General features: G+C 65.4%; 14 protein-coding genes. 6 read left to right on the forward strand and 8 right to left on the reverse strand.

Going from position 1 to position 12,644, the window contains the following annotated elements; all coding sequences use genetic code 11:
• Window positions 1-40: 40 nt before the first annotated feature.
• The 3 genes from dnaG to PMI02_RS20265 all read right to left on the reverse strand — a co-directional run bounded on the left by dnaG (window position 41) and on the right by PMI02_RS20265 (window position 2,880).
• Complete coding sequence (gene dnaG, locus PMI02_RS20260) at window positions 41-1,921, reverse strand: DNA primase (protein ID WP_036504744.1); 1,881 nt, start codon at window positions 1,919-1,921, stop codon at window positions 41-43.
• On the reverse strand, window positions 1,921-2,355 hold the full coding sequence (locus PMI02_RS26550; RefSeq protein ID WP_007686386.1) for an endonuclease domain-containing protein: 435 nt from the start codon (window positions 2,353-2,355) through the stop codon (window positions 1,921-1,923). The genes dnaG and PMI02_RS26550 overlap by 1 nt, the downstream gene beginning before the upstream one ends.
• Window positions 2,356-2,427: 72 nt before the next feature.
• A complete protein-coding gene (locus tag PMI02_RS20265; protein ID WP_007686387.1) occupies window positions 2,428-2,880 on the reverse strand; it encodes a GatB/YqeY domain-containing protein in 453 nt (150 codons plus the stop codon).
• A 176-nt stretch (window positions 2,881-3,056) separates the two neighbouring features.
• Between PMI02_RS20265 and carA the strand changes: the two genes are divergently transcribed.
• The 5 genes from carA to greA all read left to right on the forward strand — a co-directional run bounded on the left by carA (window position 3,057) and on the right by greA (window position 8,732).
• Window positions 3,057-4,223: a glutamine-hydrolyzing carbamoyl-phosphate synthase small subunit gene (carA, locus tag PMI02_RS20270; protein ID WP_007686388.1), complete on the forward strand. Its 1,167-nt coding sequence runs from the start codon at window positions 3,057-3,059 to the stop codon at window positions 4,221-4,223.
• Window positions 4,223-4,375, forward strand: a complete 153-nt coding sequence (locus PMI02_RS27340) for a hypothetical protein (RefSeq protein WP_007686389.1) — start codon at window positions 4,223-4,225, stop codon at window positions 4,373-4,375. The genes carA and PMI02_RS27340 overlap by 1 nt, the downstream gene beginning before the upstream one ends.
• Window positions 4,372-4,749, forward strand: coding sequence for a hypothetical protein (locus PMI02_RS20275; RefSeq protein ID WP_007686390.1), 378 nt, complete (start codon window positions 4,372-4,374; stop codon window positions 4,747-4,749). Before PMI02_RS27340 ends, PMI02_RS20275 begins: the two co-directional genes overlap by 4 nt.
• 48 nt (window positions 4,750-4,797) lie before the next feature.
• Window positions 4,798-8,121 (forward strand): carbamoyl-phosphate synthase large subunit, encoded by a 3,324-nt coding sequence (gene carB / locus PMI02_RS20280; RefSeq protein ID WP_007686391.1) that lies wholly within the window; start codon window positions 4,798-4,800, stop codon window positions 8,119-8,121.
• 134 nt (window positions 8,122-8,255) lie between these two features.
• Window positions 8,256-8,732 carry a transcription elongation factor GreA gene (gene greA, locus PMI02_RS20285; RefSeq protein WP_007686393.1) on the forward strand — a complete coding sequence of 159 codons (477 nt, stop codon included), beginning with the start codon at window positions 8,256-8,258 and terminating at the stop codon, window positions 8,730-8,732.
• 72 nt (window positions 8,733-8,804) lie between these two features.
• Here the strand turns inward: greA and PMI02_RS20290 are convergent, their stop codons facing one another.
• The 5 genes from PMI02_RS20290 to PMI02_RS20310 all read right to left on the reverse strand — a co-directional run bounded on the left by PMI02_RS20290 (window position 8,805) and on the right by PMI02_RS20310 (window position 11,018).
• Window positions 8,805-9,026 (reverse strand): DUF4170 domain-containing protein, encoded by a 222-nt coding sequence (locus PMI02_RS20290; protein WP_007686395.1) that lies wholly within the window; start codon window positions 9,024-9,026, stop codon window positions 8,805-8,807.
• A gap of 128 nt (window positions 9,027-9,154) precedes the next feature.
• Window positions 9,155-9,772 (reverse strand): hypothetical protein, encoded by a 618-nt coding sequence (locus tag PMI02_RS20295; RefSeq protein WP_007686398.1) that lies wholly within the window; start codon window positions 9,770-9,772, stop codon window positions 9,155-9,157.
• Between the two features lie 11 nt (window positions 9,773-9,783).
• Window positions 9,784-10,077 carry a hypothetical protein gene (locus PMI02_RS20300; protein WP_007686401.1) on the reverse strand — a complete coding sequence of 98 codons (294 nt, stop codon included), beginning with the start codon at window positions 10,075-10,077 and terminating at the stop codon, window positions 9,784-9,786.
• Window positions 10,078-10,093: 16 nt separating this feature from the next.
• A complete protein-coding gene (locus PMI02_RS20305) occupies window positions 10,094-10,477 on the reverse strand; it encodes a phage holin family protein (RefSeq protein WP_007686403.1) in 384 nt (127 codons plus the stop codon).
• 28 nt (window positions 10,478-10,505) lie between these two features.
• A complete protein-coding gene (locus tag PMI02_RS20310) occupies window positions 10,506-11,018 on the reverse strand; it encodes a hypothetical protein (RefSeq protein ID WP_007686404.1) in 513 nt (170 codons plus the stop codon).
• A gap of 180 nt (window positions 11,019-11,198) precedes the next feature.
• On the opposite strand from PMI02_RS20310, the gene eno reads away from it, so the two are divergent.
• Complete coding sequence (eno, locus tag PMI02_RS20315; protein WP_007686406.1) at window positions 11,199-12,485, forward strand: phosphopyruvate hydratase; 1,287 nt, start codon at window positions 11,199-11,201, stop codon at window positions 12,483-12,485.
• Window positions 12,486-12,644 lie beyond the last annotated feature (159 nt).

Consider the following 12,644-nt stretch of genomic DNA (forward strand, 5'->3'; position numbering starts at 1 on the left):
TCTTCCGCCGTTATCCCGTGTGCCTTCGTATAATTATAATTCACGAAGACGCATGTCTGGTCGCCATTTGCCTGAGGCGACTGTCAAATTCCAGCTTTCTCTCGCGCAGCCGCTGCTGCTCCGCGAAAGTTTCGTCGGTGAACTCCCGTTCGTGACGTTCGGTGGCCGTTTTCAGGGCCGCTTCAAGCACGGGTCGCTCTATCAAAAGCTGGATGGCCTGCGTCAGTTCCTCGGCCGATTTTTCCGGGTCTCCATCCGCCCCGAGGAAGCCGAAGGGGAAGTCGGAATATTCGGAAGAACGAGGAGGTTCCGCACCGTTTGCTCGTAATATGGTCTCAAGTCGCACGCTTTCAAGCGTGCCGCTTGCATGGCAGCAATCGATCAGCAATGCGAACCGGGGATCGAGGCCCGGCGTGCGGGCCAGTGCCTCCGCATGGCGGACCAGCAGGGCGGGCCATCGTATCAGCCCGGCGATGACCGCGGCGGACAGGCCGTCGCGCGTGCCGCCCGGCGAATAGCGCGCGTTCAGGCGGCTCAGCGATTCGGGCGTCGAGGGGGCAGGGGTGGGCTTGCCGTTCCACTTACCGCGCGGACCTGCGCCCTGCCGTACTTGCTGGAAGCCGCCGCCCGCGTTCGGTTGCCAGCGGCTCTCGCGCTTGGGGAAGGCGAACTCGGAATAGCGGTCCTGCAGCTCGCGGCGGTAGAGGCTGGCGATGTCGGGGTTCTGGATCGTCTCGACGTGCGCCATGAGCCGCGCCTTGAGGCCGGCCTTGTCCTCGGGGGTGCTGAGGGGCACGGCGTCGCGCTCGGCCTCCCACAGCACCTCCACGAGGCTTTTCGGCTCGGATAGCAATGCTTCCATGGCGCGCGCGCCCTTGGCCTTGATGAGGTCGTCGGGGTCGAGGCCCTCAGGCAGGCGCACGATGCGCAGGGAATGGGCGGGGCGCAGCAGCGGCAGGGCGCGGGTGATCGCGCGCATCGCCGCGCGCTGGCCGGCCTTGTCGCCGTCGAAGCACAGGATCGGCGTCTCGACATGGCGCCAGAGCATCTCGATCTGGTGCTCGGTCAGGGCCGTGCCGAGCGGAGCAACGCACTCGGCGATGCCGGCGGCGGCCATCGCGACGACGTCCATGTAGCCCTCGACCACCACCATCCGCCCCGACTGGCGCGCGGCGGGCGCGGCGCGGTGCAGGTTGTAGAGCGTGCGGCCCTTGTCGAAGAGCGGCGTATCCGGCGAGTTCAGGTACTTCGGCGCATCCGTCTTGTCCTTGGCGAGTATACGTCCGCCGAAAGCTATGACCCGGCCGCGCGCATCCTCGATCGGGAGCATCAGGCGGCCCCGGAACCGGTCGTAGGGATCGCGCCCGTCGACTTCGATGCGCAGGCCCGCCTCGATCAGCATAGCCTCGGGGAAGCGGGAGAGGGCCTGTTTGAGCGACTGCCGGCCCTCGGGCGCATAGCCGAAGCCGAAGCGCTGGACCGTGTGCGCGTCGAAGCCGCGCGTGCCGAGGTAGGTGCGGCCAACGTCACCCTCGGGAACGCTTAGGTTCGCCTTGAACCATTCCTGCGCGGCGGCCATCACGTCATGAAGGGAATCGCGCTTTTCCGCGGCCTTGGCGGCCTGCGGATCGGGCGCGGGCACGTCCAGCCCGGCCTCGGCGGCCAGTTCCTTGACCGCATCCATGAAGGCGAGGCCCTGGTGGTCCGTCATCCACCGTATCGCGTCGCCGTGCGCCCCGCATCCGAAGCAGTGGTAGAAACCCTTCTCGTCGTTGACGTAGAAGCTGGGGGAATTCTCGTTGTGGAACGGGCAGCAGGCCCGATGCTCCCGCCCCGCCTTCTGCAGGCGCACCGAGCGACCGACCACGGCGGAGAGGGTCGTGCGCGAGCGGAGCTGGTCGAGCCATTGGGGGGTCAGCATCAGATGGCCCGCCCGCGCGAACGCGCCGGGCCCCATAAACTCCCCTCCCGCCTGCGGGAGGGGCTGGGGGAGGGCATGTCCGCCAGTATGTCTGCGATACGCGCCAGGACGCCCTCGATATTATCAAGCACGTCTGAATTCCAGAAGCGGATCACCGTATAACCCTGTTCATTGAGAAACCGCGTACGTCGCCGGTCGTAGTCTGTCGCCGAGGCATGTTGGCCGCCATCCAGTTCGATGACCAGCCGATGTTCGCGCGACACGAAGTCACAGATGAACGGGCCGACGGGAAACTGGCGGTTGAAGCGGACTTCGCGAAGCTGGCGGGCTCGGATGTGCTGCCAGAGTTGCCGCTCGGCCGGTGTCGCATCGCGGCGTAGTTGCCGTGAGCGAGCGGTGGGGCGGGAGTAGCCGTTGTCAGTCGTATCTTCCAACAGGCCCTCCCCCGGCCCCTCCCGCAGGCGGGAGGGGAGTCTGTCGAATGCCGGCCCTTGCGGGCGGCATGGTTAGTTTAGCGCCGCCTTCACCCAACCGCTCGCCTTGCCCATGTCGAGCTCGCTGCCGTGGCGGGCCTTCAGCTCCGCGATGACCTTGCCCATGTCCTTCATGCCCGCAGCGCCAACCTCGGCCTTGATAGTCTCGATGATCGCCTTGGTTTCCTCCTCGGAGAGCTGGGCGGGGAGGAACTCCTCGATCACCACCAGCTCGGCCTGTTCCTCGGCGGCCTTCTCGGGGCGGCCGCCCTGTTCGAACAGCTGGATCGATTCGCGGCGCTGCTTCACCATCTTCTGCAGAACGTCGATCACGAGCGCATCGTCGTCGGGTGCGACGGCGGCGGTGCGCAGTTCGATGTCGCGGTCCTTGATCTTGGCGAGGATGAGGCGAACGGCGGCCAGGCGCTGCTTTTCCCCGGCCTTCATCGCGGAGATCTGGGCGGCCTTGATCGAATCACGAAGCATTATCTCTATGGTATCCTGACAGAGGTTGAGGTCGCTCGCTGGAGCAAATGCATCTGCAAAACTAGCAGGGCGCTGCCCATTTTGCACCTCCGCGCCTTGACGCGGTGGACAACCCTCTCTAGCGGCAGCTTCTTAGCACACAACGTCAGAAAACGCCTGCAACGGAGCGACCCATCATGGCCGACGCCGCATCTTCGCTTGCGCCCAAACCTGAAGGGGCGACCGCCGTGCTCGTCCTCAGCGACGGGCACGTAGTCTGGGGCCGTGGCTTCGGCCATGTCGGTGAATCCGTGGGAGAAGTCTGCTTCAACACGTCGATGACCGGCTACCAGGAAGTCATGACCGACCCGTCCTACGCGGGCCAGATCGTCACTTTCACTTTCCCGCACATCGGCAACGTCGGCGTTAACGAGGAAGATCTCGAGTCGAAGGTCGATGGTGCCGTCGGCTGCGTGGTCCGCGAGGACGTGACGCTGGCCTCCAGCTTCCGTTCGGCCGGTGAGTTCGGTCAATGGCTGGCGGACAAGGGCAAGGTCGGAATCTCGGGCGTAGACACCCGCGCGCTGACCCGCCGCATCCGCATGGCCGGCGCCCCCAACGCCGTCATCGCCCACGATCCCGACGGCAACTTCGACATTCCCGCGCTCATCAAGCGGGCGCAGGACTGGCCGGGCCTCGAAGGCATGGACCTCGCCAAGATCGTCAGCCGCGAGATCCAGGAGGGCTGGGAAGGCTCGACCTGGACGCTGGGCACCGGATACGGCCGCTCCCCGCGCGACGAGCGCCCGCACGTCGTCGCCATCGACTACGGCGCCAAGGACAACATTTTCCGCAACCTCGTGAAGGCGGGCGCGCGGGTCACCGTGGTTCCGGCCGAAGCGACGCTGGAAACCATCCTAGCGCTCGAGCCTGCCGGAGTGTTCCTGTCGAACGGCCCGGGCGACCCGGCCGCGACCGGCAAGTACGCGGTGCCGGTGATCCAAGCGCTGATGGAGCGCGACGTGCCGGTCTTCGGCATCTGCCTCGGCCACCAGATGCTCGGCCTTGCCGCGGGTGCGACCACCAGCAAGATGCACCAGGGCCACCGCGGCGCCAATCATCCGGTCAAGCGCCTCGGCGACGGGGTGGTCGAGATCACCTCGATGAACCACGGTTTCGCGGTCGACAACAAGACGCTCCCCGACACCATCGAGGAAACCCACGTCTCGCTGTTCGACGGCTCGAACTGCGGCATCGCGATCAAGGGCAAGCGCGCCTTCGGCGTCCAGTACCACCCCGAGGCGAGCCCCGGCCCGCAGGACAGCTTCTACCTGTTCGACAAGTTCGTGGGGATGCTGGGTTGATGGCGGCCCGCGTCATGGCTCCTGAAGCGGCATCCGTGCCGTCCCCCGCATCGGCGATCATTGCCGATGCGGTCCATGGAGCTTTCGACCCGGCCACCCGGATTGCCTATGCACTCGGGCACCTGACAACCGCAAAGGTGCCTGAACAATGACCGACCTGATCGACCACATGCTCGCCTACTACATCGCCGGCCCGGCCTCCGACCTCTCGGTCGCGCCGCGCTTCTACCCTTACGGCGAGTTGCAGCTCATCTTCGACGACAAGGTTTCCGTGGCCGTGCGCAAGTTCGGCATGAAGGTGCGCAAGCACTCCAAGGAAGCCGGCAAGGCCTTCATCGACCTGATGATCGAGAAGGGTGCCTGGTCGACCAAGGAAGGCGAGTACGGCGGCTCGATGCACCAGTTCCAGGCGGACCGCTTCCGCGAAGTGATCCGCGAGGAACAGAAGACCAACCCGATAATCGTACAAGCCAACACGCAAGGACCAGAGTACTGGGACAAGGCGTTCGGCAATCTGGTGGCCTAGGCCGCCGGACCGATCTAAAAAGACTTACAGGATACCCCAGGACAGCCCATGCCCAAGCGTACCGACATCTCCTCCATCCTCGTCATCGGCGCCGGCCCGATCATCATCGGCCAGGCCTGCGAATTCGACTATTCGGGGACGCAGGCGATCAAGGCGCTGAAGGAGGAAGGCTACCGCGTCGTCCTGGTGAACTCCAACCCGGCGACGATCATGACCGATCCGGACATGGCCGATGCCACGTATGTCGAGCCGATCACGCCGGAGATCGTCGCCCGCATCATCGAGAAGGAGCGCCCCGATGCGGTGCTCCCGACGATGGGCGGGCAGACGGCGCTGAACTGCGCGCTGGCGCTGTTCAACGACGGCACTCTGGAAAAGTACGGCGTCCAGATGATCGGCGCCGATGCCGACGCCATCGACAAGGCCGAGGATCGCCAGCGCTTCCGCGACGCGATGGACAAGATCGGCCTCGCGTCGGCGCGTTCGGGCGTCGCCCATACGCTAGATGAGGCGTTCGCGGTGCTGGAGCGTACCGGCCTGCCTTCGATCATCCGTCCCAGCTTCACGATGGGCGGCACCGGCGGCGGCATCGCCTACAACAAGGCCGAGTTCGAGGCGATCGTCCGCTCGGGCCTCGACGCTTCCCCGACCACCGAGGTCCTCATCGAGGAATCGCTGCTCGGCTGGAAGGAGTATGAAATGGAAGTCGTGCGCGACCGCCACGACAACTGCATCATCATCTGTTCGATCGAGAACGTCGATCCGATGGGCGTACACACGGGCGACTCGATCACCGTCGCCCCGGCGCTGACGCTGACCGACAAGGAATACCAGATCATGCGCACCGCCTCGATCGAGGTGCTGCGCGAGATCGGCGTCGAGACCGGCGGTTCGAACGTCCAGTTCGCGGTGAACCCCAAGGACGGCCGCCTGATCGTCATCGAGATGAACCCGCGCGTCTCGCGCTCGTCGGCGCTGGCCTCGAAGGCCACCGGTTTCCCGATCGCGCGCGTCGCCGCCAAGCTGGCGGTGGGCTACACGCTCGACGAGATCATGAACGAGATCACCGGCGCCACCCCGGCGGCGTTCGAGCCGACCATCGACTATGTGGTCACCAAGATCCCCCGTTTCGCCTTCGAGAAGTTCAAGGGCGCTAAGAACGACCTGACCACCGCGATGAAGTCGGTGGGCGAAGTCATGGCGATCGGCCGCAACTTCAAGGAATCGATGCAGAAGGCGCTGCGCGGCCTGGAGACCGGGCTCGACGGTTTCAACCGCGTGCCCGCGCTTGAAGGGGCAGGGCGCGACGTCATCACCGCGGCGCTCTCCAAGGCGACGCCGGAGCGTATCCTCCATGCGGCGCAGGCTTTCCGCGAAGGCTTCACCGTGGAGGAAATCCACGCGATCACTCACTACGACAAGTGGTTCCTGCGGCACATCGAAGAGATCATCGCCGAAGAAGCGAAGGTCCTGCAGCACGGCCTGCCGATCGACGCCCAGGGCCTGCGCCGCCTCAAGGCGATGGGCTTCTCCGACAAGCGCCTCGCCACGCTGGCGGTGCGTTCGGTCGGTGTCGCGGGCGGCCTGGGCGAGACCCAGGCAAAGCGCTCGGGCCTGCTGCACGATGCGCTGCGCGCCATGGCCGGCGCCACCAGCGAGAAGGAAGTGCGCGCACTTCGCCGCAAGCTCGGCGTGTTCCCGGTGTTCAAGCGCATCGACAGCTGCGCCGCCGAGTTCGAGGCTATCACGCCGTACATGTATTCGACCTACGAGGCCCCGTTCTTCGGTGAGCCCGAGGACGAGGCCATGCCGTCCGATCGCCGCAAGATCGTGATCCTCGGCGGCGGTCCCAACCGCATCGGCCAGGGCATCGAGTTCGACTACTGCTGCGTCCACGCCTGCTTCGCGCTTTCCGAGGCCGGCTACGAGACGATCATGGTCAACTGCAACCCCGAGACAGTCTCGACCGACTACGACACGTCGGACCGCCTCTACTTCGAGCCGCTGACGGCCGAGGACGTGCTGGAAATCCTGCGCGTCGAGCAGTCGAAGGGTGAACTCGTCGGCGTCATCGTCCAGTTCGGCGGGCAGACCCCGCTCAAGCTGGCGCAGGCGCTGGAAGACGAGGGCATCCCGATCCTCGGCACCTCGCCCGACGCGATCGACCTTGCCGAAGACCGCGAGCGTTTCTCGGCACTCGTCGACAAGCTCGGCCTGCGGCAGCCCGCCAACGGCATCGCCCGCAGCCGCGACGAGGCCGTCGCCGTCGCCAACCGCATCGGCTACCCGGTGCTGATGCGCCCTAGCTACGTGCTGGGCGGCCGCGCGATGGAGATCGTGGACAGCGAGCAGCAGCTCGACGACTACATCACCACCGCCGTGCAGGTCTCTGGCGACAGCCCGGTCCTGATCGACCAGTACCTGCGCGATGCGATCGAGTGCGACGTCGATGCGCTCTGCGACGGCGAGCAGGTCGTCGTCGCCGGCGTCATGCAGCACATCGAGGAAGCAGGCATCCACTCGGGCGACAGCGCCTGCAGCCTGCCGCCCTACAGCCTCTCGCCCGAAATCATCGCCGAGATGGAACGCCAGGCCGAAGCGCTCGCATTCGGTCTCAGCGTGCGCGGCCTGATGAACATCCAGTTCGCGGTGAAGGACGGCGAGGTCTACCTCATCGAGGTCAACCCGCGCGCGTCGCGCACGGTGCCTTTCGTGGCCAAGGCGCTCGGCCAGCCGGTCGCCAAGATCGCCAGCCGCGTCATGGCGGGCGAGATGCTTTCGACGTTCCCCCCGTTCAAGCGCGAGCTGGATTACGTCGCGGTCAAGGAAGCGGTCTTCCCCTTCGCGCGCTTCCCCGGCGTCGATCCGGTGCTCAGTCCCGAGATGAAGTCCACCGGCGAAGTCATGGGGATCGATGCAGATTTCCCGACAGCGTTCGCCAAGGCCCAGCTCGGCGCGGGCATGAAGCTGCCGACCGAGGGCACTGTCTTCGTCTCGGTCAAGAACAGCGACAAGCCGATGATCCTGCCCGCGATCCGCACGCTGATCGAACAGGGATTCCGCGTGATCGCCACCTCGGGCACGCAGAAGTACCTCGCCGACGCCGGCCTGCCGGTGGAACTGGTGAACAAGGTCGCCGAAGGCCGCCCGCACATCGTCGACAAGATCGTCGACGGCGAGATCGCGCTGATCTTCAACACCACCGAAGGCTGGCAGAGCCTCAAGGACTCGACGTCGATCCGCGCTTCGGCGCTGACCGGGAAAGTCTCGATCTTCACCACCGCCGCCGCCAGCGTGGCCGCCAGTGAAGCGATTGCGACGATTCGTGGCAGCCAACTTGAAGTGCGTTCGTTGCAAGACTACTATAGCTGAAATCGATCTCGCCTCCCCACATCGCTGCAGATCGGCCCTGACCCAACCGGCTAAAAGCCCGCGGGTCGGGACAGGAGACTAGTCTCAGGTCAGGTCGATCGAGATGGGGAGGCAGCAGGAGGAAATACGTTAGAATGGCCAGTATCGAAAAGCTGCCGATGCTCGCGGAAGGTTACGAGCGGATGACCGCCGACCTCAAGGCGCTTCGCGATGAGCGCCCGCTGATCGTCGACGCCATCGAGGAAGCGCGCGCCCACGGCGACCTTTCCGAAAATGCCGAGTACCATGCCGCCAAGGAGCGCCAGGGCCAGGTCGAGGCGATGGTCGCCGACCTCGAGGACAAGATCACCCGTGCGCAGATCATCGACCCCGCGACGCTGACGAGCGACAAGATCATCTTCGGCGCGACGATCACGCTCCTCGACGAGGATGAGAAGCCGGTGAAGTACCAGATCGTCGGCCCTTACGAGGCGGACGCCAAGATTGGCCGCATCAGCTACAACTCGCCGCTCGGCAAGGCGCTGATCGGCCGCAAGGTCGAGGAAGAGGTCGAAGTGACCGTGCCATCGGGCGACAAGTTCTACCTCGTCCAGAAGATCGAGTTCATCTGAGCCAGTCTTCCACAGACAACAAAAAAGGCCGGCAGCGATGCCGGCCTTTTTTGTTGTCTGTGCCTGAGAAGCTCAGTCCTCGGTCAGGCCGGGCTCGAGCAGGCGGTGAAGATGGACGATCACGTACTTCATTTCCGCATCGTCGACAGTGCGCTGGGCGTTCGACTTCCAGGCTTCCTGCGCAGAGGCGAAGTCCGGGTAGACGCCGACGAGGTCGAGCGCGCCGAGATCGGTGAATTCCAGGCTGCGCGGGTCCTTGACCCGGCCGCCCATGACGAGGTGAAGCTTCTGCATGGGAGAGGGCCGCTTTCCTGTGTGGGAGAAGCGGCCCCTATAATTTTAGCCAGCTTGCGGGGCAAGTGGGGATCGCCCTTGCGATGCAGACTTTATCCGATGTTGCAACGCATTATAATGCGGGCAACTCAGCGGCGCGATTTGGCCCGCTTCCGAACGTCTTCCGCGAAATGGACGACCTTGTCGGAGCGATCTGCCGCAACATCGCCGAGCCGGTGCGCGGTGTCTGCGGCGGCGTCGCCGATGCGGTGGGCTGCATCTGCGGCGACATCACTGAAACGGCTCGCTCGCTTGGCCGTAGCCTTGCCCAGGGCGGTGGCGGCGGCAACCGCAGCCAGCCCATATTTTTCGAGGCTGTGGACTGCGACATCGCCGGCCTTTTCGGCCTTGTGGGCCAGGACCGAAGCCTGCTTGCGCGCGCCGACGCCGGCGTCATGGGCTTTTTCGCCCGCCTGCTTGCCGAGCACCACGCCGGCCGCGCTCGCCGCTTCCGCCAGCCCGACCGCCTTGCCGAGGAACTTGCGGCTCGTGCGGCGGGGGATCAGCGCGCTCACTGCGACGCCCAGCGCGATGCCTCCGGCAACCGTGATCACCGGGTGGCGCTTGACGAAGGCGATGACCTTGTCCGAGGGGCGCTCATCGACCGCCTTGGCGGGGAGGGTGACGACATTGGTACCGCCAGTGCCCTTGGCGGCGGCCTTGGGCTTGCCGGTGGTGGTGATATCAGTCGGATCGGTCGTGCTCACCGGACGGCTCCTTATTTCGAGCCTGGATCGAAGGTGTCCTTGATCCAGGCGATGAGGGGATTTCTTACCAACCAAAGCACCAGCGCCGCCAAGGTTCCGCCGATCGCGCCGGGATGCTCCTCGACGACGGTGACGGCCTCGTCGAACACCAGCTTGGCCTGTTCGACCGCTTCGTCGGCGATGCGCCCGCCGATCCCGCGTGCGGCTACGTCGGCCTTGAACGCGCTATAATGCCCGTTGAGTCGCGCCCGCGCGGCGTCGCGCGCCACACGATCCGCCATGACTTGGGCTGCCAGCCTGTTCATTGCCCCCTCGATCCTCTCACGTCTTGTTGCCGTTGCCGGCTATCGCCATCATCCGCTTGAGGCGGGCCTTCGCGCTCAGCGCACTGAACACCGCGATCGCAAGAAGGGCGACCGTGACGACGGCCATGGCGCCCCACGGCCCAAGCACCGGGCCGAGCGCGATCACCGTGCCCACCACCAGTGCCATGACCGCGAAGAACACCACGACCAACGCGACCACCAGCAACAGTGCAATGGTCTTGGTCTCGCCACCGACGAACGCCGCGCGTGATTTCTGAAAGGCGAATTCCGCCTGAGCAAGCGTCCTTGCCTCGTCGGCCAGCTGGCGCAGGTCCTGCGCCAGCGAAAGGTCAGTGAACTCCTCGCCCGTGGGGGCGAGGCGTGTGTCGGTTTCCTGCATTGTCGTCGTCACGCGGGGGCGGGGGCCCTCACTTGCCCTTGAACAGGCGAGCGAGGACGAAACCGACGCCGACGGCAATGCCCACGGCCATGCCGGGGCTGTTGCGCACGAATTCGCGCGCATCGTCGCCAAGATCCTCGAGCGACTTCTCGTCGAGCTTGGCAGCCGCATCGTTCAGCGACTTTGATGCCGTGCGGGCATAGTCGCCGTACTTGGCGCCGACCTTCTCGTCGATGAGGGTGGCGTTATCGTCGATCAGCCTGGAGATGCCGACGATCGCCTGGCTGGTCTTGGCCTTGCCTTCGACAGCATATTCGGCGGCCTTCACCTTGGCGTCGGCGGCGAAGGTATTGGCCTTTTCCTTGGCTTCGTCCGAGCGCACCTTGGCCTCGCTGGTCCATTCGCCCTTGGCCTGGCTCAGCTTGTCCTTGTATTCGCCTGCCAGTGCCTGCGCACCGGCCTTTGCCTCTTCCACGGCCTTGGAGAAGTGATTCTTGGCGCTTTCGGTGCCGTTTCCGGCGGAGATGGTGGGATCGACCATGATGGTATTCCTTCCTTTTCTACCCTTGGCGCGGGGGTGCTGCCCTTATAGGCCATATGAGGACATAGTAACACAATTTGCGCGACGATATTGCTGCAACGCAACTTGCCACGCGAAGTTCCCCTGCTAAGACCGCCGCAAACGGCGCGGCCGGCGCGCCGACAGGAGGAGAACCGCCCAATGACCGCGATCATCGACATCCACGGCCGCGAAATTCTCGACAGCCGCGGCAACCCCACCGTTGAAGTGGACGTACTCCTCGAAGACGGCAGCTTCGGCCGCGCCGCCGTGCCCTCGGGCGCCTCGACCGGCGCCCACGAAGCCGTCGAACTGCGCGATGGCGACAAGGACCGCTATCTCGGCAAGGGCGTGCTCAAGGCCGTCGACGCGGTGAACGGCGAAATCGCCGAAGCCCTCGTCGGCACCGACGCGGAAGACCAGCGCGACCTCGACCTCGCGATGATCGAACTGGACGGCACCGCCAACAAGGCGCGCCTCGGTGCCAACGCCATCCTCGGTGTCAGCCTCGCCGCCGCCAAGGCCGCCGCCAATGCACGCGGCCTGCCGCTCTACTCCTACGTCGGCGGCGTTTCGGCGCATGTCCTCCCGGTGCCGATGATGAACATCATCAACGGCGGCGAGCATGCCGACAACCCGATCGACTTCCAGGAATTCATGATCATGCCGGTCGGCGCCGACTCGTTGGCCGAAGCGGTGCGCTGGGGTGCGGAAATCTTCCACACGCTCAAGAAGGGCCTGCACGAGAAGGGTCTTGCCACCGCAGTGGGCGACGAGGGCGGCTTCGCGCCGAACCTCGCCAGCACGCGCGACGCGCTGGACTTCGTCATGGCCTCGATCGAGAAGGCCGGGTTCAGGCCGGGCACGGACATCCAGCTCGCGCTCGACTGCGCCTCGACCGAGTTCTTCAAGAACGGCAAGTACGAGATCAGCGGCGAGGGCCTGAGCCTGTCGCCGGTGGCCTTCGCCGACTATCTCGCGGACCTGTGCGATGCCTACCCGATCATCTCGGTCGAGGACGGCATGGCCGAGGATGATTTCGAGGGCTGGAAGGCGCTCACCGACAAGGTCGGCAAGAAGGTGCAGCTGGTGGGCGACGACCTCTTCGTCACCAACCCCAAGCGCCTGACCATGGGCATCGAGAAGGGCCTCGCCAACTCGCTGCTGGTCAAGGTGAACCAGATCGGCACCCTGACCGAAACGCTGGAAGCCGTGTCGATCGCCAATCGCGCCGGCTACACCGCCGTCATGTCGCACCGCTCGGGCGAGACCGAGGATGCGACCATTGCCGACCTCGCGGTTGCCACCAACTGCGGCCAGATCAAGACCGGTTCGCTCGCCCGTTCGGACCGGCTTGCGAAGTACAACCAGCTTATCCGCATCGAGGAAGAGCTGGGCAAGGCTGCGCGCTACGCCGGCATCGGCGCGTTCGGCCGCCTCGGCGCCTGATCGCCATCTTCGTTGGCGCGGGGCCTTCAGGGGGCCTCGCGGCGGCGGACGATAATCAAACGGCCGTCCGGCGCTTCGTATGCGCCTGGGCGGCCGATTTGTGTCGCGGGTGACCAGCGCCGATGGACGGCACCGGCCACCCGCTCACCTCCGCATCAT

This window comes from Novosphingobium sp. AP12 (genome assembly GCF_000281975.1).
GTDB lineage: Bacteria > Pseudomonadota > Alphaproteobacteria > Sphingomonadales > Sphingomonadaceae > Novosphingobium.

Bases quoted from the DNA above. Each gene is read 5' to 3' on its own strand.
- PMI02_RS20310 (WP_007686404.1), bottom strand. From the start codon at position 11,018: ATGGTCGATCCCACCATCTCCGCCGGAAACGGCACCGAAAGCGCCAAG.
- carB (WP_007686391.1), top strand. From the start codon at position 4,798: ATGCCCAAGCGTACCGACATCTCCTCCATCCTCGTCATCGGCGCCGGC.
- eno (WP_007686406.1), top strand. From the start codon at position 11,199: ATGACCGCGATCATCGACATCCACGGCCGCGAAATTCTCGACAGCCGC.
- carA (WP_007686388.1), top strand. From the start codon at position 3,057: ATGGCCGACGCCGCATCTTCGCTTGCGCCCAAACCTGAAGGGGCGACC.
- PMI02_RS20300 (WP_007686401.1), bottom strand. From the start codon at position 10,077: ATGAACAGGCTGGCAGCCCAAGTCATGGCGGATCGTGTGGCGCGCGAC.
- PMI02_RS20275 (WP_007686390.1), top strand. From the start codon at position 4,372: ATGACCGACCTGATCGACCACATGCTCGCCTACTACATCGCCGGCCCG.
- PMI02_RS20305 (WP_007686403.1), bottom strand. From the start codon at position 10,477: ATGCAGGAAACCGACACACGCCTCGCCCCCACGGGCGAGGAGTTCACT.
- greA (WP_007686393.1), top strand. From the start codon at position 8,256: ATGGCCAGTATCGAAAAGCTGCCGATGCTCGCGGAAGGTTACGAGCGG.
- PMI02_RS27340 (WP_007686389.1), top strand. From the start codon at position 4,223: ATGGCGGCCCGCGTCATGGCTCCTGAAGCGGCATCCGTGCCGTCCCCC.
- PMI02_RS20265 (WP_007686387.1), bottom strand. From the start codon at position 2,880: ATGCTTCGTGATTCGATCAAGGCCGCCCAGATCTCCGCGATGAAGGCC.
- PMI02_RS20290 (WP_007686395.1), bottom strand. From the start codon at position 9,026: ATGCAGAAGCTTCACCTCGTCATGGGCGGCCGGGTCAAGGACCCGCGC.
- dnaG (WP_036504744.1), bottom strand. From the start codon at position 1,921: ATGCTGACCCCCCAATGGCTCGACCAGCTCCGCTCGCGCACGACCCTC.